This is a genomic window from Streptomyces sp. NPDC050658 (genome assembly GCF_044457025.1).
In the GTDB taxonomy this organism is placed as follows: Bacteria; Actinomycetota; Actinomycetes; order Streptomycetales; family Streptomycetaceae; genus Streptomyces.
In genome coordinates this window covers 595550-618120 of the sequence record NZ_JBITGM010000006.1, presented here as the reverse complement: position 1 = coordinate 618120, position 22571 = coordinate 595550, and the positions used below count along the sequence as shown (strand labels likewise).

Genomic DNA, 22571 nt, shown 5'->3' with positions numbered 1-22571 from the left:
GCGGGCCTGTCAAGGGTGGAGCGCAAGCGGAATCGGCGAAGCCGACGCGACCGAAGGGAGCGCCCTTTACAGGGGCGCCGGAACCGCCACACTCCCCAGAACCGGGCGGCCCCGGCCACGATCGAAGGCACCGGGCCACGGAAAGCAGCCGCCCTGACCCCAGCCCCTCAAACGAACCCGCGTCGCCCCATCACCCGTTCGGATGAGCTGACACCAACTCCCCGCCTGTAAAGGCCCGTACGCAAGTCTCGGCCCCGTGAGCCAAAGGACCGCCGAGGCCACCAAGGCTCCGTCGGCCACAGTTCCCGCCACGTCGCCGGCGCCCGTCTCCGCGCGCAGCGCGCCGTGAACACCGAACTGGTCCAGATGCACTGGCAGATCGGCAAGCTGATCCTCGCCCGTCAGGAACAGGAGAGCTGGGGAACCAAGGACGTGTCCCGGCTCGCGGCGGACCTGAAGGCGACCATTCCGAACCAGCGCGGCTTCTCCCGAAGCAACCTGATGTACATGCACAAGATGGCCCGCACCTGGCTGGACTTCTACGCCACCGAAGCCGTCCGCAACGGCTGGTCCCGCGTCCTCCTGGACCGCGCCACAACAAGGCAGCCGTACAGCTGTCGCTCGGCGCCGGCAACAACCCCATGGCCGTGACGTCCTACTCGACGCTGGCCCCCGCCGAGCGCGAACTGATCCCCAGCGAACAGGATCTGTCCCGGGTCGTCCAGGAAGTCATCGACGGCGTCCATCTCGTGTGAGTGACGAGCATGTGAGTGACGAGCATGTGAATGACGAGCATGTGAATGACGAGCATGTGAATGACAAGCAGCTGTGGTTCTTGCCGCGCCGGTCACATTCCCCCCACCCCCTCCGTCAGAGCAGTGAAGCAGCACCCAAGACAGACGCCCCGGCCGGAGCACCCCGCCCCGGCAGGCCCCGCTCACTGAGGAGACCGGAATGTCCACCGCTCACGTCATCGTCACCGTCCTCGCCGCCGCCATGGTCACCTTCTCCGCCGTCTCCGTCTTCCTCCGCTCCAAGTGGGTCATGGAGCCCATGGCCGACTACGGCGTCCCCATGTCCTGGCTCCCCTGGCTCGGTACCGCCAAGGCGGCCGGCGCCTTGGGGCTGGTGGTCGGGCTCGCCGTGCCGGCCATCGGTGTCGCCGCCGGGATCTGCCTCGTCGCCTACTTCCTGGGCGCGGTCGTCACCGTCGTCCGCGCCCACTGGTACGCCCACATCCCCTACCCCCTCATCTACGCCGCCCCCGTAGCCGGCGCCCTCGTCCTCGGCCTCGCCGCCTGAGAGGCCCACGCCAACTCCCCGCAGCACAGCCCCACTTCACCTACCCTCAAGAAATGGTCGAAGCCGCGACGCTGGGCGCCCGCATCGCCTCCAGCGTGGTCACCCCGCTCGTCAAGAAGCTCTTCGTGGCCGAGCAGCCGGGCGCGGCCCTGGTGACCAAGCCGGTGCGGATCTCCTCGCTCGTCTCCTTCAGCGGGGAGAAGCGCGGGGTCACCCCGAAGGACGTAGAGAAGATCGCCGACGAGCTGGTGCGCCGAGCCCTGAAGGGGGCGGCGCCCGGCGAGCGGCCCGTGAAGGCCGACGAGGCCGTCGCCGTACGCAACGCCCTCGCCCGCTCCCTCTCCTCCCTCGGCACCCTCACCATCGAGGACTACGAAGCCGTCGCCCTCGGGCCCGAGGAATTCGCGCGTCTGCTGCGGCAGCACGCACCCGAGCGCTCATACGGCCTCACCCTCGAAGGCGAACTCCTCCACGACCGCCTCCTGCACACCGCCTCGCTCCACATCCTGAACTTCTTCACCCGCCGCTCCACCTTCATCGCCCGCCAACAAGTCGGACAGAGCCAGCAGTTGGCGCGGCTCGTGCAAGCCGTCGACATCCTGCTCGAACGGCTTCCCGCGCAGTCCGCCGAGGACGCCGGCTTCGAGGAGGCCTACGCCGCGCACATCGCGGAGCGCCACGGCACCCTCACCATCTACGGTCTCGACGCGGGGACCAGCGAATGGCCGCTGGACACCGCCTACCTCAGCCTGGAGGCGACCCGCGAGCGCGCCGGGCACGGCGGCAGCGGGCTGCATCTTCCCGCCGAGCAGGTGCTCGCCCAGCACGACCAGGTGCTGCTGCGCGGCGTCGCCGGTTCCGGGAAGACGACTCTGGTCCAGTGGCTGGCCGTGACAGCGGCCAATCGGACGTACGAGCACGGGCTCGCGCATCTCATCGGGACGGTGCCCTTCGTGCTGCCCATGCGGAGGATCGTGCGGCCGGGAGCCGAACTGCCCATCCCAGGGGAGTTCTTGAAGGCCGTGGCCTGTCCCATCGCGGGTGAGCAGCCCACCGGGTGGGTGGAGCGGGTGCTCCGCGCCCGGCGCGGGGTGCTGCTCGTCGATGGGATAGACGAAATCGCCGCCGACCGGCGGGAGGCGACTCGGCGCTGGCTGCGCGAGCTCGTGCGGGCCTTTCCCGGCAACCTGTGGCTCGTCACCTCGCGCCCCTCCGCCGTACCGGAACGCTGGCTCGGCGCCCAGGGCTTCGGCGAGCTCACGCTCTCCCCGATGGCCCGCGACGACGTCGCCACCTTCGTACGCCGCTGGCACCGCGCCGCCGGTGCGGACGAGGACACCGGGGACTCCCTGCTCCAAGCGGTGCGCACCACCTCGGAGTTGAACCAGCTCGCCACCAATCCCCTGATGTGCGGCATGCTCTGCGCCCTGCACCGCGACCGGCGTGGCTTCCTGCCGCAGGACCGCAAGTCGCTGTACGAGGCCGCCCTGACGATGCTCCTCGAACGCCGGGACCGGGAGCGGCAGTTGGAGCACCCGGACGGACTGCGCATTCCGTACGCCACCCAGATCCAGCTCCTCCAGAAGCTCGCCTGGTGGCTGATCCGCAACAGCCGCTCGGAGATGAGCCGGCTGGAGGCGCTGACCATCATCGGGCAGGCCGTGCCCGCCGTGAATCTGACCGACCGCAGCACCGAGGAGGTCTACACCTCGCTGCTGCTCCGCTCAGGCCTGCTGCGCGAACCGGCGGACGGGCGCGTCGACTTCCTGCACCGCACCTTCCAGGACTATCTGGGTTCTCGGCTCGCGGTGCAGGAGCTGGACTTCGATCTGCTCCTGAACAACGCGGAGGCCGACCAGTGGGAGGACGTGATCCTGCTGGCCATCGCGCACGCCCGGCCGAGGGAGGCCGAGGACATGCTGCGGCGCCTCGTCGGCCGCGACACCTCGCGCGGCAAGCTCCTCGCGGCGGCGGGGCTGCGGTACGCGGCGGAGGTCGAACCGTCGGTTCGTACGCTCGTGGAGGCGGGCGTCGGCTCGCTCATCCCGCCCCGCACCTTCTCCGAGGCGAGCCATCTCGCACAGGCCGGCGGCGATCTGCTGGTCGCGCTGCTGCCGGGGCCCGAGCGGATCGACGACGAGACGGCGTCCATGGTGACGTGGGCCGCGACCCGGCTCGGCACGGAGGCCGCGCTGCACTTCCTGACCGCCTTCCGGGGCCATCCGAGCCCCGCCGTGCAGTCGACGCTGGCCGCGTCCTGGTCCCGCTTCGACCACGCGACGTACGCCCGTGACATCCTCGCCCACCTGCCCCACCAGCACACGGTGGAGGTGCGCGACACCGAGGATCTGCGCGCCCTGCGGGCGATCGGCGGCTGGTCGGACGTCCAGGTCATCGGCGCCTACCGCGTCGACGACCTCACCGAACTCCTCGTACCCGACCGGCTGGAGCGGCTGGGGCTGGACGCCCCGCATCCGGTGGAAGGCCTCGCCTGGCTCAGCGCCTTCCCGCGTCTTGCGGAGGTCCGGGTGACGGCGAAGGTGAACGCCGCCGTCGCGGCCCAGGTCCCCGACTGGATCCGGCTCACCGACCCACCGTCCAGGCGCAGTTGACCTACCCTTGACCTTCAACGGTTCCACGCCACCGTCAGCCACCGACAGGGACTTCCCATGCCCATGGAGCCCGTTGTCCGCATCCCGACCACCCTCGCCGCGCCCCTCGTGCAACGGCTCATCCGCCCTCCCGAGCAGCGGCCCGTCGCCGCCGCTCTGATCGCCGCCCTCACCACCTGGCGCGGCCCCGACGCCCCCGCGACACCGGACGACGTACACCGCACGGCCGCCGAGTTCGTCCATCTCGCGGCCGAGGCGCAGACCGCTCCCAGCGGTGAACTCACCGCCGTGGCGGATGTGCTGGCGAGGACCCTGCTCGCGGTCGGGGAGCTGGATCTCACCGATGTCGACGCCGTGCGGCTCGGGCCGCAGGACTACGCCCGGCGGCTGCGCGGTGCCGTGCAGGGCGCGGACCGGGGGCTGACGCCCGGCGCCGCGTGGTTCCACGACGAGCTGCTCGTGGCCGTGTGCCTGCACATCCTGTACCACTTCGTCCGCCGCTCCCCCTACATCCAGCAGCACATGCCCGGACGCTCCAGCCGTATACGCCAGCTCGTCGACCTGAACGACGCGGAGGCCGCCGCCCGCCAGCCCGAACGGTCCCAGGAGGACCGGGACTTCGAGGTCCGGTACGCCGAAGAGGTCGTCCGGCAGCACGGCTGGCTGACCATCGTCGGAGTGGACCTCGCCAACGCGCCCGACCGCTGGCCCCTGGAGGACACCTACCTCAGCCTGGAGGCCGAGGAGAGCAGCGGCAGCGGTGTGCCCGGTGAACCGAGGACCGTGCTGCTGGCCGACCGGGCCCTGGAGGGCCACGAGCGGGTGCTGCTTCGCGGCGACGCGGGCTCCGGCAAGACGACCCTCGTGCAGTGGCTCGCGGTGGCCGCAGCCCGCGAGGGCTCCCGCGTGCCGTTCGTGCTCCCCGTACGCCGCTTCGCCCGCGAGGGCTTCCCCGCCCCGGACGACTTCCTGCACGCGATCCGCCACCCGCTGGCCGACCAGGCCCCCGAGGGCTGGGTCGTACGGACGCTCCTGGCCGGACGCGCCATGCTCCTCGTCGACGGCATCGACGAGGCCCCGGAGGAGACCCGCGGCGAACTGCGCGGCCAGCTCCGCCGTCTGCTCCGCATCTTCTCCGGCAACGGCTGCCTGGTCACGTCCCGCCCCTCCGCCGTCGAGGACGGCTGGCTGGCCCAGGAACGCCTCGCCGAGGAGGGCTTCAAGGAACTCTCGCTCGCCCCGATGTCCCGCGACCAGGTCACGCACTTCATCCACGACTGGCACGCGGCGGCGCTCAGCGACGACCAGTGCAAGGAGCAGCGCGAGCGCGACGAGCTGAGGGAGTACGAGCAGCGGCTGCTGCACTCCGTACGGATCTACCGCGAACTGCGCCAGCTGGCCACGAACCCGCTGATGTGCGGCCTCATCTGCGCCCTGAACCGCGACCGCTCCGGCTCACTGCCCAAAGGGCGCAAGGAGCTGTACGACGCGGCCCTGGAGATGCTCCTGCAGCGCCGCGATCCCGAGCGGGATGTTCTGTACGCCGATGACGTACGGCTCCAGCAAGGCCCCCGGGAGCTGCTCCTGCGCAAGCTCGCGCACGCGATGGTCGAGGAAGGCGTCTCGGAGCTGCCCCGCCATCGCGTGATCGCCATCCTGGACGCGGCGCTGCCCGCGATCCCCTCCGCCCGCGCGGAGGGCGACGGCGAGAAGATCTTCCGGCATCTGCTGCACCGCACGGGGCTGCTGCGCGAGCAGGCGGGCCTCTCCGTGGACTTCATCCACCGCACCTTCCAGGACTATCTGGCCGCCAAGGAGATCGTGGCCCGCGGCCGGTTCCGCACGCTGGTCGACCACGCGCACCGCTCGGAGTGGGAGGAGGTCATCCGGATGGCCGCCGCGCACGCCCGGCCCGAGGAGTGCGCGGACTTCCTGGAGCGGCTCCTGGCGGCGGCCCCGAACCTGCGCCGCCCGCATGTGAACCACCGGCGCCTGATGGCCGCGGCCTGCCTGGAGCATGTCTCCGAGCTGGACCCCGCGGTGCAGCAACTCGTCCACGACCGCACCAAGAACCTCGTACGCCCCACGACCGAACTCGCCGCCCGCAGCCTCGGCTGGGTCGGCCCCATCGTCCTGGAGCAGCTGCCGGACCCGGAGCAGGTGCCGAGCGACCAGCAGGCGCTGCTCCTCGCCATCACGGCGACCCGCGTCGCGGACGACGCCGCGATCGACTATCTGGCCCGGCTGCGGCACCGCTCGGCGCTGTCCATCCGGGCGGAGCTGGCCCGGCCGTGGCGGCACTTCGACACGGAGCGGTACGCGCAGGAGATCATCGCCCATCTCGATCCGGTGGGCCTGTACTTCCCGGTCTCCGACACCGCCGAGCTGGCGGCACTGCGCCAGCTGGGCGGCCGGCCGTGGATCCAGGTGGTCGGCGTGATGGGCACGGAGGAACTCCTCGACGGCCTGGAACACGAGCAGCTCACCCACCTCTGGATCACCGCCGAACTGGCCGACCCGGACATGACATGGCTCTCCCGCTTCCCGAACCTGAGCGTGCTACGGGTCAATCCACGACTGCCGAGGGTCCGGAACGTGCCGGAGGGGGTCACGATCACGTCCTAGCACCTCGAAAGGGGCGGGGCAGGAGCGCCCCGTAAGGGGCGCGGGGAACTGCGCGACAAGCCACGAGGAACCCGCAGCCGGGAGAAGCCAGAAAGGGGCTGCCCCGAACCGTACGAAACGATCCGGGGCAGCCCCTGCACTGCTATAAGGCGGGCCGCAGGCCTACGCCTCCTTGCTCAGGTTAGGCCCCGCGCCGCCAGCGGCCTGCTCGATCGGCGGAACATCCGGCAGCGCCGCCTTCTCCTCGCCACGGAAGGTGAACGTGGCGGTCTCGCCCTCGCCCTCCGTGTCGACGACCACGATGTGGCCGGGGCGCAGCTCGCCGAAGAGGATCTTCTCCGACAGGATGTCCTCGATCTCGCGCTGGATCGTCCGGCGCAGCGGCCGGGCGCCCAGGACGGGGTCGTAACCCTTCTTCGCCAGGAGCTTCTTGGCGGTCGAGCTGAGCTCGATCCCCATGTCGCGGTCCTTGAGGCGCTCGTCCACCTTGGCGATCATGAGGTCGACGATCTGGATGATGTCTTCCTCGGTGAGCTGGTGGAAGACCACCGTGTCGTCGACACGGTTCAGGAACTCCGGGCGGAAGTGCTGCTTCAGCTCGTCGTTGACCTTGGTCTTCATGCGCTCGTAGTTGGTCTTGACGTCACCCGACGCGGCGAATCCCAGGTTGAAGCCCTTGGAGATGTCACGCGTGCCGAGGTTGGTCGTCATGATGATGACCGTGTTCTTGAAGTCCACGACCCGGCCCTGGGAGTCGGTCAGACGACCGTCTTCCAGGATCTGCAGAAGCGAGTTGAAGATATCCGGGTGGGCCTTCTCGACCTCGTCGAAGAGAACCACCGAGAACGGCTTGCGGCGGACCTTCTCGGTCAGCTGACCGCCCTCTTCGTACCCGACATATCCGGGAGGCGAACCGAAGAGACGCGAGACCGTGTGCTTCTCGCTGAACTCCGACATGTCGAGGGAGATCAGGGCGTCCTCGTCGCCGAAGAGGAATTCGGCGAGCGTCTTGGAAAGCTCGGTCTTACCGACACCGGACGGGCCGGCGAAGATGAACGAACCACCGGGGCGCTTCGGGTCCTTCAGACCGGCGCGCGTACGCCGAATCGCCTGCGAAAGCGCCTTGATGGCGTCCTTCTGACCGATGACCCGCTTGTGGAGCTCGTCCTCCATGCGGAGCAGCCGCGAGGACTCCTCCTCGGTGAGCTTGAAGACCGGAATACCGGTCGCCGTGGCGAGGACCTCGGCGATGAGCTCGCCGTCGACCTCGGCGACGACGTCCATGTCGCCGGCCTTCCATTCCTTCTCGCGCTTGGCCTTGGCGGCAAGGAGCTGCTTCTCCTTGTCACGCAGCGAGGCCGCCTTCTCGAAGTCCTGGGAGTCGATGGCCGACTCCTTGTCGCGACGGACGCCCGCGATCTTCTCGTCGAACTCGCGGAGGTCCGGCGGCGCGGTCATCCGGCGGATGCGCATCCGGGAACCGGCCTCGTCGATCAGGTCGATCGCCTTGTCCGGCAGGAAGCGGTCCGAGATGTACCTGTCGGCCAGGGTGGCGGCCTGGACCAGCGCCTCGTCCGTGATGGAGACCCTGTGGTGGGCCTCGTAACGGTCGCGCAGACCCTTGAGGATCTCGATGGTGTGCGGCAGCGACGGCTCCGCGACCTGGATGGGCTGGAAGCGGCGCTCGAGCGCGGCGTCCTTCTCCAGGTGCTTGCGGTACTCGTCGAGCGTGGTGGCACCGATGGTCTGCAGCTCACCGCGGGCGAGCATCGGCTTCAGGATGGAAGCCGCGTCGATCGCGCCCTCGGCGGCACCCGCACCCACCAGGGTGTGCAGCTCGTCGATGAACAGGATGATGTCGCCGCGGGTGCGGATCTCCTTGAGGACCTTCTTCAGGCGCTCCTCGAAGTCACCGCGGTAGCGGGAGCCGGCGACGAGCGCGCCGAGGTCCAGGGTGTAGAGGTGCTTGTCCTTGAGGGTCTCGGGCACCTCGCCCTTGACGATGGCCTGGGCGAGGCCCTCGACGACGGCGGTCTTGCCGACGCCGGGCTCGCCGATGAGCACGGGGTTGTTCTTCGTACGGCGGGACAGCACCTGCATGACCCGCTCGATCTCCTTCTCGCGCCCGATGACCGGGTCGAGCTTGGACTCACGAGCGGCCTGGGTGAGGTTCCGGCCGAACTGGTCGAGCACCAGGGACGTGGAGGGCGTGCCCTCGGCAGGACCGCCGGCGGTGGCGGTCTCCTTGCCCTGGTATCCGGAGAGCAGCTGGATGACCTGCTGCCGCACCCGGTTGAGATCGGCACCCAGCTTGACCAGGACCTGGGCGGCGACGCCCTCGCCCTCGCGGATCAGGCCGAGCAGGATGTGCTCCGTGCCGATGTAGTTGTGGCCCAGCTGAAGGGCCTCGCGGAGCGAAAGCTCCAGGACCTTCTTGGCACGGGGGGTGAAGGGGATGTGGCCGGACGGAGCCTGCTGGCCCTGCCCGATGATCTCCTCCACCTGCTGGCGGACCGCCTCGAGCGAAATCCCGAGGCTCTCCAGGGCCTTAGCGGCGACACCCTCGCCCTCGTGGATCAAGCCCAGGAGGATGTGCTCGGTGCCGATGTAGTTGTGGTTGAGCATCCGGGCTTCTTCCTGAGCCAGGACGACAACCCGCCGCGCGCGGTCGGTGAACCTCTCGAACATCGTTAATCGCTCCTCAGAGCGGTCAGAAAGATTGGGGACGATCCCCTCCCTGTCCTTCCGCAGCTTAGTCCCGCAAGCGGGGACCGCTCATTCCAACTGCCGACACCCGGCCGAGAACAAGAGGTGCCTCCTGACCCCGAACGCCGACAACTGCTCCAACCCGATGGTGCGAGACGATGTTCCCGCAGGCCAGGCACTTACCCTCACCATCACTACGCCGATGGCGAACGTGAGACGGCCTTGCGCGCGTGTCGCCCCTCCCCACTAGGGATGTCTTACCCGTAACGACTGACACTCCATGCGGCGTGCCCCGGTTCCCTCCGCTACGGGCGAACACCCTTGCGCCGCCGAACACGCTTTTACGCCCCCATTTTGGACACGCAGCGCGTTCGCGCCGCCACGTTGCGTAACCTGCCCGCCCTCCCGGCGGTTCCTCAGACATGGCCCTCACCGTTCCCCAGCCCCGCCTGCCGGCCGAGCAGAGCGATCCGGTGCGTCAGTGGTACGCGAACGAGCTCGGCTGGGCGACCGCGGATCCGCGTCCGGGCCTGCCGGTGCAACTGCTCACGGGGCTCCGCTTCGATGTGCTGGAGCTGCCCGCGGAGGCCGGCTTCGCCGCGCTGCGGCATCTCGGGCCGAAGGCGCCGGTGGCGCTGCGCGGGGAATCGATGCGGCTCTTCGTGGCCGCGGGGAGCGCCGAGGAGCTGCCGGGGCTCCTGGAGTGGCTGGAGTGGGGGGACATCCCCCTGGAGCTCACGGCCTCCGGGGCGGGCGGGCGGACCGATGCGCCCACGCCTCCGGGGTGGTCGGGGTCGCGGGGGGCCGCCGTCTGGCTGCGCCCCCCAGAGCCCGGGTGCGAGGTGGAGCCGACGCTGCCGGCACTGCCGTCCCTGACTTCCGTGGGGGGTGGCACCGTGCCCCGCAGCGACCCCGCCGTGGGCTCCGGTCTCGTACGACTCGTGGACACGGCGGCAACGCAGTGCCACCGGGTCCGTCTGCGACGGGGCCGTCGTCAGCCGTTGGCCTTCTCGTAGGCCTCACGGATGGATGCGGGGACGCGGCCGCGGTCGTTGACCTCGAGACCGTTGTCCTTCGCCCAGGCGCGAATGGCCGCGGTGTCCTGACCACCGCTCACGGCAGCGGCACGGGCCTTGCCGCGCCCCGCCGAACGGCCACCGGTACGACGACCGCCCTTGAGGTACGGCTCAAGGAGACCGCGGAGCTTGTCCGCGTTCGCAGTGGTGAGGTCGATCTCGTACGACTTGCCGTCCAACGCGAACGTCACGGTCTCGTCCGCCTCGCCACCGTCGAGGTCATCGACAAGAAGGACCTGAACCTTCTGTGCCACCGGATTTCCTTTCATCGATAACTTGGGCCGGATCGCGCGGCGTGAGCCGCTGAATCGCCGCCCCCTGTTATATGCAGTACTGCAGTACGTCGGAAAGCAAACCGCTTTTGCTGGAAAAACACAAACCCCCGGGAGAGACTCGGGACCCCGAGAACCCAGGAAACATGCGCGTTTCGGACATAGGGAACCGGGGCAGCGGGCCGCTCGGAATACCCGGCGACGATCACAGATGCAGAAGCATCCGGCTGTTGCCCAAGGTGTTCGGTTTCACTCGTTCGAGGCCGAGGAACTCCGCGACGCCCTCGTCATTGGAACGCAGCAGCTCACTGTAGACATCTCCGTCGACAGGCGTCTCGCCGATCTCCACGAAGCCGTGCTTCGCGAAGAAGTCGACTTCGAAGGTGAGACAGAAAACCCGGCGGACACCGAGCCAGCGAGCGGTCTGCAGCAACTTCCCCAACACCTGATGACCCACTCCGGCGCCCTTGACATCGGGGTTCACCGCGAGTGTGCGCACTTCCGCGAGGTCTTCCCACATCACATGCAGGGCACCGCACCCGACGACCTCGGCGTTGTCGTCGCGTTCCGCCACCCAGAACTCCTGGATGGACTCGTAAAGCGCGACCGTCGCTTTGTCGAGCAGGATCCCCTGACGGGTGTAGGAGTCGAGCAGGTTCCGCACGGCCGGCACATCCGCGGTGCGGGCCCGGCGTACGGAGACTGCTTTAGCGCTGAGTTCAGGGGGTTCTGCTGGCATGACCGGACGCTATCGTTCTGCTTCGTGCTCCGCCGCGCCGGGGTTCGGCGGGTTCGGTGCCTGAACGTTCGGTCCCTGAACGATGCGCATCGCGTCGTTGAGTGCTTCGCGCTGTTCCGGCGACATCATGCCGAAGAAGGCGACGAGAGCGGCCGCGGCGTTGTCACTCCGGGACCATGCTTCGTTCATCAGTGCGGCCGCGTAGGCAGCGCGAGTGGAGACCGCCTCATATCGATAGGCGCGGCCTTCCGCTTCACGGCGTACCCAGCCCTTCTGATGGAGATTGTCCAAAACGGTCATGACAGTGGTGTAGGCGATGGACCGTTCCTGCTGAAGGTCTTCAAGGACTTCCCGAACGGTCACGGGGCGGTTCCACTTCCACACCCGTGTCATGACTGCGTCTTCGAGTTCTCCCAGGGGGCGAGGCACACCAGCACAATAGTGGGAGATGTCACTAATGCCGTGACGGACGTGGCGGAGCCGTCATTTACCCAACAAAAAGGGCGTACGACTCGAAATGCGAGCGAGTCGTACGCCGTACGTGTGCGCGGGGTGATCTGGGGGTGATCTGGGGCGATCCGGGGGATGGGACGTTCTCAGATCTGGGACGTTCTCAGGCGTCGCCGGTCTTCGGGGTCTGCCGGACGCTCTCGGCGCGGGAGATCGCGGCGTCGACCGCCGCGTCCTCCTTGGCCTTGTTGGCGCCGCCCTGGGTCTTCACGATCGTCACGATGAGACCGCCGAAGAACACGGCCATCACTACGGGGGGCAGGAGCGCGGAGACGTATTCCATGCCCCCAGAGTAGCTAGCCCGCCGCGAGGTGATGCGCCGGGTCCGCCGGATTTGCCGGAGCCGCCGGATCCGCTGGTCGGCGCTTGGGCGGGAAGACCTCGGCCGGGGTCGGCACGGGGTGGCGGGGCGGCTCGGGGGCGTCGGGGCGCCTGGCCGGGGCCGCGGGGGACTTCGGCTTGGGTGCCGCGGGGCGCTCGGCGTCGCTGCGGCCGCCGGGGAGGGCGAGCAGTCGCGTGCGGGAGGCGGGGACGAGGGGCCGTTGCGGGGCCTGCCGGGCGGCGCGTCCGGAGAGGCGGGCGCGCACGTCCTGTTCGGCGAGGACCTGGCAGCGGTCGAGGAGGGCCGCGGCGACCGGGTTGCCGCGCAGGGCGCGCAGCGCGGCGAGGTCGTCGGCGGCCGGGGGGTGACCGGCGCCGACGGCGTCCTCGAGAAGGGCGAGATAGCCGGTCGCGGTGCCGGGCAGGGCGGCCCGGTAGCGGGCGAGGTCGGCCAGCAGGAAGGCGCGGAGCCTGGCGCCCTCCCGTGCCGCCTCGTCGACGGCTTCGGCGAGCCTGAGGCAGCTCTGGACGTCCTCGTCACCGACGGGGCTGGGGTGCAGGGCGAGGGCCAGGGCGCGGCGGAGCACACGCAGCTCCTCCGCACTGAAGGCCATGCCGCCGCGGGATCCGTATGGCGTGGGCATGAGCCGACGATACGCGCTAAACGGACAAAATCGGCTTAACGCCAATTTCTGGCGTGGCTTGCGGGTCGGTCGGGCCCTAGTCCGTGCGGCGGCGGATCATCGCGAAGGCGACCGCGCCGACGCCCAGCGCGGCGGCTCCCCCGAGGGCGATCCAGGGCAGGACGCCCGCACCCGTGTCGGCCATGGTGCCGCCGCGGGCCGGGGAGCCGGCGCCCTCGGAGGAACCGGCGGCTTCGGAGGTGTCCGTTCCCGTACGGGTGGTGGTGACCGGGGCGGGGTCGCCGACGGCGTACGCCGCGGTCGGCTGGCCCACGGAAACCGGCTGGCCCGCGGAAACCGGCTGGACGACGGCAACCGACCGGACCACGGCCACCGGCTGGGCCGCGCTCGCCGCCCCCGCCGGTCCCGCGACCCCCGTCAGCACCGCGGCCGCCACCGCCGCGACCAGTCTTCCCCTACGCCCCATTTGCCCCACGCCCAGTCGACACCGCTCAACTCCCGTCCCTGCGCAGACTCTTGTATGGGGCGGAGGGTTGTGTGCGCAACCCGGCTCGGGGCCGGATCGGGTACGGAAAGGGTCAACTCCTTGAAACGTTCCGTTCGTAGACGAGCCGAAGACCGATCAGGGTCAGCCACGGCTCGTGCTCGTCGATGACCGTCGCCTCGCCGAGCACCATGGGCGCGAGCCCGCCCGTCGCGATGACCGTCACGTCCTCGGGATCGCCGCCGGGGCCCGCCAGTTCGCGCGCCATGCGCCGTACGACGCCGTCGACCTGGCCCGCGAAGCCGTACAGGATGCCGGACTGCATGGCCTCCACGGTGTTCTTGCCGATCACGCTGCGGGGCCGCGCCAGCTCGATCTTGCGGAGCTGCGCGCCCCGTACGCCGAGCGCCTCCACGGAGATCTCGATGCCGGGGGCGATCACGCCTCCGGTGTACTCGCCGCGCGCGGAGACCGCGTCGAACGTCGTCGCCGTACCGAAGTCGACGACGATGGCGGGCCCTCCGTAGAGCTCGACCGCCGCGACCGCGTTGATGATGCGGTCGGCGCCGACCTCCTTGGGGTTGTCCATGAGGATCGGCACGCCGGTCTTGATGCCGGGCTCCACGAGGACGGCGGGCACGTCTCCGTAGTAGCGCCTGGTGACCTCACGCAGTTCGTGCAGGACGGACGGGACCGTCGAGCAGATGGCGATGCCGTCGATGCCGTCGCCCAGCTCCTCCCCCAGGAGGGGATGCATGCCCATCAGCCCGTTGAGGAGCACGGCGAGTTCGTCGGCGGTGCGGCGCGCGTCGGTGGAGATGCGCCAGTGCTCGACGATCTCCTCGCCGTCGAAGAGGCCGAGGACGGTGTGGGTGTTTCCGACGTCGATGGTCAGCAGCATGAGGGGATCACTCCGCCGCGCGCAGGTCGAGGCCGATGTCCAGGATGGGCGAGGAGTGGGTGAGGGCGCCCACCGCGAGGTAGTCGACGCCCGTGTCCGCGTACGCCCGTGCGTTCTCCAGGGTGAGGCGGCCGGAGGACTCCAGGATCGCGCGGCCGTGCACGATCGCCACGGCCTCCTCGGTCTCGCCCGGCGTGAAGTTGTCCAGGAGGATCAGGTCGGCGCCCGCGTCCACGACCTCGCGCAGCTGGTGCAGGGTGTCGACCTCGACCTCCACGGCCAGCTCCGGGAAGGCCTCGCGGACGGCCTTGAAGGCCTGCTCCACGCCGCCGGCGGCCACCACGTGGTTGTCCTTCACCAGCGCCGCGTCCGAGAGCGACATGCGGTGGTTGACGCCACCGCCCATGCGCACCGCGTACTTCTCCAGGGAGCGCAGGCCCGCCGTCGTCTTGCGGGTGTCGCGGACCCTGGCCTTCGTGCCGTCCAGTGCGTCCGCCCACGCGCGCGTGGCGGTCGCGATGCCGGAGAGGCGGCACAGGAGGTTGAGCGCGCTGCGCTCGGCGGTGAGCAGGTCGCGGGTGCGGGTGGTGACGCTGAGGAGCTTGTCGCCCGCCTCGACGCGGTCGCCGTCCTCGACGTGCCGCTCGACCTCGAAGGTGTCCGTGCAGACCAGGGAGATGACGGCTTCGGCGACGCGCAGTCCGGCGACCGTGCCGGCCTCGCGGGCGGTGAAGTCACCGGTGGCGACGGCCGTTTCGGGGATCGTGGCGACCGAGGTGACGTCCACGCCGCCCGCCAGGTCCTCCGAGACCGCCATGTGCGCGATGTCCTCGACCTCCACGGGGTCGAGCCCCGCGTCGGCGATGAGCTGCGCCAGGGCGGGGTCGAGGCCGCACTCCTGGGGGTCGTAGGCGTCGTCTCCGCCGCAGCCGCAGGCGTCGCCGCAGCCACCGCCGACAGGGGCGAGGGGGAGGTCGGGGGTGCTGCTCACGGTCACTTCTCCTGAAGTCTCGTCGTCAGTCGTGTCGTCGGGGGGAAGTCGGTGGTCTCGGTCGTCCACGCGGCCAGGGTCCGGTCCGCGTTCAGGCGTACGACGATGTGGCGGCGCCAGGCCGCGTCGTCGCGGTCGGCGTGGTCCTCGCGCCAGTGGCAGCCGCGGGTCTCCTCGCGGCGCTGCGCCGCGGCCACCAGGACGCGGGCCACGCACAGCAGGTTGGTGGTCTCCCAGGTGTCGACGCCGGGCTCGGCGGTCTTGCCGTCCTCGGCGAGCGCGCCCGCGGCCTCGGCGTGCACCCGGGCCAGCCGGGCGGCCGCTTCGGTGAGCGAGTCGGCGGACCGGAGGACTCCGGCGCCTTCCGTCATCACGCGCTGGACGGTGAAGCGCGCCTCGGGCGGCAGCAGGGGGTGGGTCGGTGTCTCCGGCTGGGCGACGGGGGACGGCACGCGCGCGTGGAGGGCGTCCTCGGCGTGCCGGTCCGCGATGTCCTCGGCGATCCGCTCGGCGTAGACCAGGCCTTCCAGGAGGGAGTTGGAGGCGAGGCGGTTGGCGCCGTGCACTCCGGTGCAGGCGACCTCTCCACAGGCGTACAGACCGGGGACCGTGGTGCGGCCGTGCGCGTCGGTGCGGACGCCGCCCGAGGCGTGGTGCGCGGCCGGGGCGATGGGGATGGGCTCGGTGACCGGGTCGATGCCGTGGGCGCGGCAGGCGGCGAGGATCGTCGGGAAGCGGTTCGCCCACATCTCGGCGCCGAAGTGCCGGGCGTCCAGGAACATGTGCTCGGCGCCCTGCTCCTGCATGCGGCGCACGATGCCCTTGGCGACGATGTCGCGCGGCGCCAGCTCGGCCAGCTCGTGCTGCCCGACCATGAAGCGCACCCCGTCGGCGTCCACGAGGTGCGCGCCCTCGCCACGGACGGCCTCGGAGACCAGCGGCTGCTGGCCCTCCGCGTCGGCGCCCAGGAAGAGCACGGTGGGGTGGAACTGCACGAATTCGAGGTCGCTCACCTCGGCGCCCGCGCGCAGGGCGAGCGCGACACCGTCGCCCGTGGCCACGGACGGGTTGGTGGTCGCCGAGAAGACCTGGCCGATGCCGCCGGTGGCGAGGACCACCGCGGGGGCGTGCACGGCGCCCACGCCGTCGTGCTGGCCCTCGCCCATGACGTGCAGGGAGACACCGGCGGTGCGGCCTTCGGCGTCCGTGAGCAGGTCGAGCACCAGGGCGTTCTCGACGGTCGGTATGTCGCGCGCGCGGACCGCCTCGACGAGGGCGCGGGAGATCTCCGCGCCGGTCGCGTCGCCGCCCGCGTGCGCGATGCGGCGGCGGTGGTGACCGCCCTCGCGGGTCAGCTCGATGGCGCCTTCGGGGCCGGTGTCGAACAGGGCACCGGTCTCGATGAGCCTGCGTACGGCGTCGGGGCCCTCGGTGACGAGGGTGCGCACCGCCCCCTCGTCGCACAGGCCGGCGCCCGCCACCAGCGTGTCGTCCAGGTGCTGTTCGGGGGTGTCGCCCTCACCGAGCGCGGCGGCGACGCCGCCCTGCGCCCAGCGCGTGGAGCCGTCGTCGAGGCGGGCCTTGGTGACCACGACGGTCTTCAGTCCGGCGGCCGAGCAGCGCAGCGTGGCGGTCAGGCCGGCCACTCCGGAGCCGACGACCACGACGTCGGCGTCCAGGGACCAGCCGGGGGCGGGGGCGTGCAGCCGTATGCCAGTGGCACTCATGGGGTGGCTCCGAACGTGAGCGGGATGTTGTCGATCAGCCGGGTCGCGCCGACCTTGGCGGCGACGGCGAGGACCGCCTCGCCGGTGTGGTCGGGACCCACGTCCGTGAAGTCGGCCGGGTCGACGAGCGCCAGGTAGTCCAGCTCCAGCGGGGGCTTGGCGCGCATCGCGTCGTCGAGGACCTGGCGGGCGGCGGCGCGGACGGCCGCGGGGCCGCCGGGCGCGGAGGGCGTGCCGGACTGGGCGACGGCGTGGGCGTCGGCCGCGGCGCGGGACTCCCCCAGCGCGTTCAGCGCGGCCGCGCGCGCGTGCGTGGCCGGGGCGGACGCGGCCCGCGCGCGCAGGGCCTCCTGCGCGGCGTGCCGGTCGCGGCCCGCGAACAGGGCCTGGGAGAGCGCGAGGGCGGTGCGCCGCTCCTCCGGGGAGAGGTAGCGGTTGCGGCTGGAGAGGGCCAGGCCGTCGTCCTCGCGGACGGTGGGTACGCCGACGATGTCGACCCCGAAGTTCAGGTCCCGCACCATGCGGCGGATGAGGGCGAGCTGCTGGGCGTCCTTCTGCCCGTACAGCGCGACGTCGGGGCGGGTGAGGTGCAGCAGCTTGGCGACGACGGTGAGCATGCCGTCGAAGTGGCCGGGCCGCGTGGCGCCTTCCAGGAGGGTGCCCATGGGGCCCGCGCTGACGCGGACCTGGGGCTCGCCGCCCGGATAGACCTCGTCCACGGAGGGGGCGAACACGAAGTCCGCGCCTTCCTGTTCGGCGATCTTCACGTCGGCGTCCAGCGTGCGCGGATAGCGGTCGAGGTCCTCGCCGGCGCCGAACTGGAGGGGGTTCACGAAGACCGTGACGACGACCTCGCCGTCGTCGCCCGCGATGCGGCGTGCGGTGCGGATCAGCGTGGCGTGGCCCTCGTGCAGGGCGCCCATCGTCATGACGACGACGCGGCGGCCGTCGCGGGCGTGGGTGCGCAGCCCTTCGGCGGTGTGCAGGAGGCGGGTCATCGGCTTCCTCCCTCGGGGTCGCCGATGCCGGTGTCGCTGATCCCGCCCGCGCCGTTGGCCAGGACTCCGAGGAGGTCCTCGGCGAGCTCCGGCTTGAGCAGTCCGTGGGCGAGCGCGCGGTCGGCGGTGGCGCGGGCCATCGCCAGGTATCCGGCGACGGTCTGCGGGGCGTGCTTGCGCAGCTCGGCCACGTGCGCGGCGACGGTGCCCGCGTCACCGCGCGCGACGGGGCCGGTGAGGGCGGCGTCGCCGGACCGCAGCGCGTTGTCGAGCGCGGCGCCCAGGAGCGGGCCGAGCATCCGGTCGGGGGCCTGGACGCCCGCGTCCCGCAGCAGCTCCATGGACTCGGCGACCAGCGTGACCAGGTGGTTCGCGCCGAGTGCGAGGGCCGCGTGGTAGAGCGGCCTGGACTCCTCGGCGATCCACTCGGGCTCGCCGCCCATCTCGATGACGAGCGCCTCGGCGGCGAGGCGCAGCTCCTCGGGGGCGGTCACTCCGAAGGAGCAGCCGGCCAGCCGCTGGACGTCCACGGGGGTGCCGGTGAACGTCATCGCGGGGTGCAGGGCGAGCGGCAGGGCGCCGGCCCGCAGCGCCGGTTCGAGGACCTTCGTGCCGTACCGCCCCGATGTGTGCACGAGGAGCTGGCCGGGGCGGACGGCGCCGGTCTCGGCGAGGCCCTCGACCAGGCCCGGAAGCGCGTCGTCCGGCACGGTCAGGAGGACCAGGTCGGCGCGCTCGAGGACTTGGGCGGGCGGGACGAGGGGGACGTCGGGCAGCAGCACCGCGGCCCTACGGACGGACGCGTCGGAGACTCCGGACGCGGCGACCGGGCGGTGCCCGGCCAACTGGAGCGCCGCGGCGAGCGCGGGGCCCACCCGGCCCGCTCCCACGACGCCCACCGTGAGCCTCGCGGGGCGGTCCCGCGGGTCTGGCTGATGAGGTGCGTTCACGCGATGACGCCTTCCCGTTCCAGTCCGCTCGGGGTACCGGACGATTTCTCGTCATGCTAACGCTATCGGTCGGTGCCGCGTCCTCGGCTGTCCACAGGCTGTGAGTATTCGTGTGACTGGCGGCGCCCGGCACGCCATGCTCGGGGGATGACTGCGAACGAGGCGGAAGAGAACGCGCCCCTCCGGAACGATCCGGGGCTCGCCCTGAAGGCCCCGGAGCACTCCGGGGAGGACCGGGACGACTTCGCCAGGCGTTCGGCGGCCACCCGCACCGCCGCCCGGACCCTGCACCGCCCGCCTTTCGTCGTGCCGCTCGTCGAGCGCCTCTCGGCCCTGGCGGCCGCGGCCCCCGAGGTCGTGGGCCCGGACGATCCCACGGACTGGTACGGCGGCGGCGTCGTGGCCACCCTGGAGGACGAAGTCGCGCGGCTGCTCGGCAAGGAGGCCGCCGTCTTCTTCCCCACCGGGACGATGGCCCAGCAGGTCGCCCTGCGCTGCTGGGCGGGCCGCACCGGCAACGCCACCGTCGCGCTGCACCCGGACGCGCACCCCGAGCTCCACGAAGGCGGCGCCTTCTCCGCGGTGAGCGGGCTGCGCACGGTGCATCCGACGCACGAACCGCGGCTGCCCACCGCCGACGAGGTGCGGGACTTCGACGAGCCCTTCGGGGCGCTGATGCTCGAACTGCCGCTCCGGGACGCCGGTTTCGTCCTGCCGACCTGGGAGGAGCTGGAGGCGGTCGTGGACGCGGCCCGCGAACGGGACGCGGTCGTGCACTTCGACGGCGCCCGCCTGTGGGAGTGCACACGCCACTTCGGCCGCCCGCTCGGCGAGATCGCCTCCCTCGCCGACACCGTGTACGTGTCGTTCTACAAGTCCCTCGGAGGACTGAGCGGCGCCGCGCTGGCCGGTCCGCGCACCCTCGTCGAGGAGGCGCGGGTATGGCGCCACCGCTACGGAGGCCTGCTGGCCCAGCAGTTCCCGACGGCCGTGTCCGCGCTGCTCGGCCTGAAGCACACGCTGCCCCGGCTGCCCGAGTACGTCGGCCACGCGCGCGTGGTCGCCGAGGCGCTGCGCGAAGGGTTCGCCGCGGCCGGTGTGCCGTGGGCGCGCGTGCACCCCGAGCAGCCGCACACCCACCAGTTCCAGGTCTGGCTGCCGTACGACTCCGAAGTGCTCGGCGAGGCATCGGTCGCCCAGGCCGAGGAGACCGGGACCCTGCTGTTCCGCCGCTGGTTCCCGGACGGCCCGCCCGGCCTCTCGGTCACGGAGGTCACCGTGGGCGAGGAGGGCCTCAAGTGGACGGCGGACGACGTCAAGGAAGCGGTCGCGGAGTTCGTACGACGGCTCCCCGCCTGACCGGTCCCCGGCCGATGTGGCCGGTGCGGGCGAACCGGGCCAGGGCGGCCCGGATCCGTCCGTGGGCGGGGCGTTCCTCGACGACGGCCTGGAAGCGCCCGTAATCACGGACCTCCCGGATGACCTGCCAGTCCTGCTGACCGGGGGCGGGCGGGGTGCGCTCGTCGTGCTGGGCGGCGCGGTAGCTGTCGAGCAGGTACTGCTGCGTGATGCTCATGATGACTTCGCCTCTCGGAATAAATGGTACGTATCGGGCACCCCTGGGTCGACGGGAAGCAGGGTCGACGGAGGAGGGGGATTCCGGCCCTGCGGCGACGCTGCCGTGCGGCCCGGTCACCACAGACTGCGCCCGCCGCCCGTCCTCCGTCGCGCCGATTGACGCCGGTCGTCAATCGGCGGTGGCGATGTCGGTGGCGCGGTGCACGATGGGGCCATGAGCGTGAGCATCGAGATCGCGGGCCTGCCGCAGGAGCGGATCTTCTTCGACCCTTCGCCCTTGGCGGAGCTGGGCGTCGCCCTGCACGCGCTGATGGAGCCCGGACACCATCCGGGCCTGCACGGCTGGGCCACGGCGACCACCGCGTCGCTCAAGCCGGACCTCGCCGACCGGCTGTGCGAGGCCGACTTCCTGTGGCGGAACACGTTCTCGGACGTCTTCATGCCGTTCGCCGGGCTCGTCGACGGTGACGGCAGGCCGGGCGCGACGCTCGCCGAGGAGCTGGACCTCCTCGACCGCCTGGACGACGACCGGTTCGTCATGGCGGCCCTGGAGTTCACCTGCGGCACGACGTACAACGAAGGCGGTCCCTCCCCCCTCACCGACCCCGTCCGGGGTGCGCGCGCCCTGGAGCTCGCCGCGACGCGCGGCACCCGGCAACTGGACTTCGCCGAGCGCCTCCTGAGCGATCCGCACACCGTCCGCGCCTGGCTGCGCCGCCTCCTGGAGGACTGCGACGAGGCGTTCTTCGCCGACACCTGGCGGCGGGTGCGCGTGCAACTGGCCGCCGACGCACGGCACAAGACCGAGATCCTGCGCCGCAAGGGCCTCACCGAGGTGCTGACCTCGGTGTCGGCGGCGCTCTCACTGGACGAGGACGGCCGCCGCATCACCGTGGACAAGCTGGTGCCGGGCACGGCGACCGCGCTCGACCGCACCCTGGGCGCGGGGCTCACGTTCGTGCCCTCGCACTTCGCCTGGCCGCACCTGATGGTCCTGCACGCCCCGGGCTGGCGTCCGGTGATCCACTACCCCGTGTCCGCCCCCGACCTGGCCAAGCCCACCTCCGTGGAGGCCCTGGAGCGGCGGCTCACGGCCCTCGCGCACCCCGTGCGGCTGCGGCTGTGCCGCGACATGGCCCGCGCGCCCTTCAGCACCGGCGAGCTGGCCCACGCGACCGGGCTCACGGCGCCGGAGGTCTCCCGGCATCTCACGCTTCTCAAGAAGGCGGGCCTGGTCACCACGACGCGGCGCGGCCGGTACGTCATGCACCAGCTGGACGTGACGGTGGTCGCCCGCCTGGGCAGCGACTTCCTGGAGGGCATCCTGCGCTGACACCGGACAGCCGGACAACCAGACAGCCGGACGGGCTCCGGCCGACGGTCAGGCAGGCCCGGAAGAGGACCGGAAGACCGGAAGACCGGAAGAAGACCGGAAAGGTCAGGCCGCCCCGCCGCCACCCGCCCGCACAAGACCCGTCTCGTACGCGAGCACCACCACCTGCACCCGGTCCCGCAGCCCGAGCTTCGTCAGGATGCGGCCAACGTGCGTCTTCACGGTGGCCTCCGACAGGACGAGCCGCGCCGCGATCTCACCGTTCGAGAGGCCCTGCGCGACCAGGACCATGACCTCGCGCTCACGGTCCGTGAGCCGCTCAAGCTCCTTGTGCTGCGGCCGGCCGCCCGCGTTCGGCAGCATCGGCGCGAAGCGGTCGAGGAGGCGCCGCGTCGTGGACGGCGCGACGACCGCGTCACCGCTGTGCACGGACCGGATCGCGGCGAGCAGCTCCCCCGGAGGCACGTCCTTCAGCATGAAGCCGGATGCGCCCGCCTTCAGCCCCGAGAAGGCGTACTCGTCGAGGTCGAAGGTCGTCAGGATCAGCACCTTCGGCGGGTTCTCGTCCTGACAGATGCGCCGGGTCGTCTCCACGCCGTCGAGTTTCGGCATGCGTACGTCCATGAGCACCACGTCGACCTTGGTCGCCCGCAGCGCCTCCAGGGCCTCGACGCCGTCGCTCGCCTCCGCGACGACCTCCATGTCCGGCTGTGCGGCGAGCACCATCCGGAACCCGGTGCGCAGCAGCGCCTGGTCGTCGACGAGCATGACGCGGATCGACATCAAAGGCCCCTTTTGGTGG

The 22571-nt window shown here is 71.2% G+C and carries 20 protein-coding genes and 1 pseudogene; 7 read left to right on the top strand and 14 right to left on the bottom strand.

The features are described from left to right. Nucleotides 1-324: 324 nt before the first annotated feature. From ACIBKX_RS24120 to ACIBKX_RS24105, 4 genes and pseudogenes are all read left to right on the top strand, one after another. Nucleotides 325-651, top strand: a pseudogene (locus tag ACIBKX_RS24120) (DUF1016 N-terminal domain-containing protein); the annotation flags it as partial. 303 nt (nucleotides 652-954) lie between these two features. Beyond that, the gene (locus tag ACIBKX_RS24115) at nucleotides 955-1302 is read left to right on the top strand and encodes a DoxX family protein (protein ID WP_363273655.1); all 348 of its coding nucleotides are present in this window, start codon (nucleotides 955-957) and stop codon (nucleotides 1300-1302) included. 53 nt (nucleotides 1303-1355) lie between these two features. Beyond that, on the top strand, nucleotides 1356-3914 hold the full coding sequence (locus tag ACIBKX_RS24110; protein ID WP_363273656.1) for an NACHT domain-containing protein: 2559 nt from the start codon (nucleotides 1356-1358) through the stop codon (nucleotides 3912-3914). A gap of 63 nt (nucleotides 3915-3977) precedes the next feature. Further along, nucleotides 3978-6539 carry an NACHT domain-containing protein gene (locus ACIBKX_RS24105; RefSeq protein ID WP_363273657.1) on the top strand — a complete coding sequence of 854 codons (2562 nt, stop codon included), beginning with the start codon at nucleotides 3978-3980 and terminating at the stop codon, nucleotides 6537-6539. A gap of 162 nt (nucleotides 6540-6701) precedes the next feature. On the opposite strand, the gene ACIBKX_RS24100 is transcribed toward ACIBKX_RS24105, so the two are convergent. Then, on the bottom strand, nucleotides 6702-9227 hold the full coding sequence (locus ACIBKX_RS24100; protein WP_363273658.1) for an ATP-dependent Clp protease ATP-binding subunit: 2526 nt from the start codon (nucleotides 9225-9227) through the stop codon (nucleotides 6702-6704). A 440-nt stretch (nucleotides 9228-9667) separates the two neighbouring features. Here ACIBKX_RS24100 and ACIBKX_RS24095 point away from each other — a divergent pair, with 440 nt between their 5' ends. Then, complete coding sequence (locus tag ACIBKX_RS24095) at nucleotides 9668-10261, top strand: SCO3374 family protein (protein ID WP_363273659.1); 594 nt, start codon at nucleotides 9668-9670, stop codon at nucleotides 10259-10261. Here the strand turns inward: ACIBKX_RS24095 and ACIBKX_RS24090 are convergent. The 11 genes from ACIBKX_RS24090 to ACIBKX_RS24040 form a co-directional block, all read right to left on the bottom strand. Beyond that, nucleotides 10240-10575, bottom strand: coding sequence for an Lsr2 family protein (locus ACIBKX_RS24090; protein ID WP_363273660.1), 336 nt, complete (start codon nucleotides 10573-10575; stop codon nucleotides 10240-10242). The two genes, ACIBKX_RS24095 and ACIBKX_RS24090, sit on opposite strands and share 22 nt — an antisense overlap. 223 nt (nucleotides 10576-10798) lie before the next feature. Next, complete coding sequence (locus ACIBKX_RS24085) at nucleotides 10799-11332, bottom strand: amino-acid N-acetyltransferase (RefSeq protein WP_363273661.1); 534 nt, start codon at nucleotides 11330-11332, stop codon at nucleotides 10799-10801. A 9-nt stretch (nucleotides 11333-11341) separates the two neighbouring features. Beyond that, nucleotides 11342-11761 carry a BlaI/MecI/CopY family transcriptional regulator gene (locus ACIBKX_RS24080; RefSeq protein WP_363273662.1) on the bottom strand — a complete coding sequence of 140 codons (420 nt, stop codon included), beginning with the start codon at nucleotides 11759-11761 and terminating at the stop codon, nucleotides 11342-11344. A 184-nt stretch (nucleotides 11762-11945) separates the two neighbouring features. After that, the gene (locus tag ACIBKX_RS24075) at nucleotides 11946-12125 is read right to left on the bottom strand and encodes a hypothetical protein (RefSeq protein WP_363273663.1); all 180 of its coding nucleotides are present in this window, start codon (nucleotides 12123-12125) and stop codon (nucleotides 11946-11948) included. Between the two features lie 13 nt (nucleotides 12126-12138). Beyond that, nucleotides 12139-12777 (bottom strand): hypothetical protein, encoded by a 639-nt coding sequence (locus tag ACIBKX_RS24070; RefSeq protein ID WP_363273844.1) that lies wholly within the window; start codon nucleotides 12775-12777, stop codon nucleotides 12139-12141. A 106-nt stretch (nucleotides 12778-12883) separates the two neighbouring features. Next, complete coding sequence (locus tag ACIBKX_RS24065; protein WP_363273664.1) at nucleotides 12884-13273, bottom strand: hypothetical protein; 390 nt, start codon at nucleotides 13271-13273, stop codon at nucleotides 12884-12886. 112 nt (nucleotides 13274-13385) lie between these two features. Then, nucleotides 13386-14192 (bottom strand): type III pantothenate kinase, encoded by an 807-nt coding sequence (locus tag ACIBKX_RS24060; RefSeq protein ID WP_363273665.1) that lies wholly within the window; start codon nucleotides 14190-14192, stop codon nucleotides 13386-13388. A gap of 7 nt (nucleotides 14193-14199) precedes the next feature. Continuing rightward, complete coding sequence (gene nadC / locus ACIBKX_RS24055; RefSeq protein ID WP_363273666.1) at nucleotides 14200-15189, bottom strand: carboxylating nicotinate-nucleotide diphosphorylase; 990 nt, start codon at nucleotides 15187-15189, stop codon at nucleotides 14200-14202. After that, complete coding sequence (locus ACIBKX_RS24050) at nucleotides 15186-16910, bottom strand: L-aspartate oxidase (RefSeq protein ID WP_363273667.1); 1725 nt, start codon at nucleotides 16908-16910, stop codon at nucleotides 15186-15188. Before ACIBKX_RS24050 ends, nadC begins: the two co-directional genes overlap by 4 nt. After that, the gene (panC, locus tag ACIBKX_RS24045) at nucleotides 16907-17908 is read right to left on the bottom strand and encodes a pantoate--beta-alanine ligase (RefSeq protein ID WP_363273668.1); all 1002 of its coding nucleotides are present in this window, start codon (nucleotides 17906-17908) and stop codon (nucleotides 16907-16909) included. Before panC ends, ACIBKX_RS24050 begins: the two co-directional genes overlap by 4 nt. Continuing rightward, nucleotides 17905-18858, bottom strand: a complete 954-nt coding sequence (locus ACIBKX_RS24040; protein ID WP_363273669.1) for a DUF2520 domain-containing protein — start codon at nucleotides 18856-18858, stop codon at nucleotides 17905-17907. The genes panC and ACIBKX_RS24040 overlap by 4 nt, the downstream gene beginning before the upstream one ends. 147 nt (nucleotides 18859-19005) lie before the next feature. On the opposite strand from ACIBKX_RS24040, the gene ACIBKX_RS24035 reads away from it, so the two are divergent. Continuing rightward, a complete protein-coding gene (locus tag ACIBKX_RS24035) occupies nucleotides 19006-20217 on the top strand; it encodes a beta-eliminating lyase-related protein (RefSeq protein WP_363273670.1) in 1212 nt (403 codons plus the stop codon). Here ACIBKX_RS24035 and ACIBKX_RS24030 read toward each other — a convergent pair. Beyond that, on the bottom strand, nucleotides 20174-20434 hold the full coding sequence (locus ACIBKX_RS24030; RefSeq protein ID WP_363273672.1) for a hypothetical protein: 261 nt from the start codon (nucleotides 20432-20434) through the stop codon (nucleotides 20174-20176). The genes ACIBKX_RS24035 and ACIBKX_RS24030 overlap by 44 nt on opposite strands. A 222-nt stretch (nucleotides 20435-20656) precedes the next feature. Between ACIBKX_RS24030 and ACIBKX_RS24025 the strand changes: the two genes are divergently transcribed. After that, complete coding sequence (locus ACIBKX_RS24025) at nucleotides 20657-21769, top strand: DUF5937 family protein (protein ID WP_363273845.1); 1113 nt, start codon at nucleotides 20657-20659, stop codon at nucleotides 21767-21769. 105 nt (nucleotides 21770-21874) lie between these two features. Here the strand turns inward: ACIBKX_RS24025 and ACIBKX_RS24020 are convergent, their stop codons facing one another. After that, nucleotides 21875-22552, bottom strand: coding sequence for a response regulator transcription factor (locus tag ACIBKX_RS24020; protein ID WP_363273674.1), 678 nt, complete (start codon nucleotides 22550-22552; stop codon nucleotides 21875-21877). Nucleotides 22553-22571: the final 19 nt, after the last annotated feature.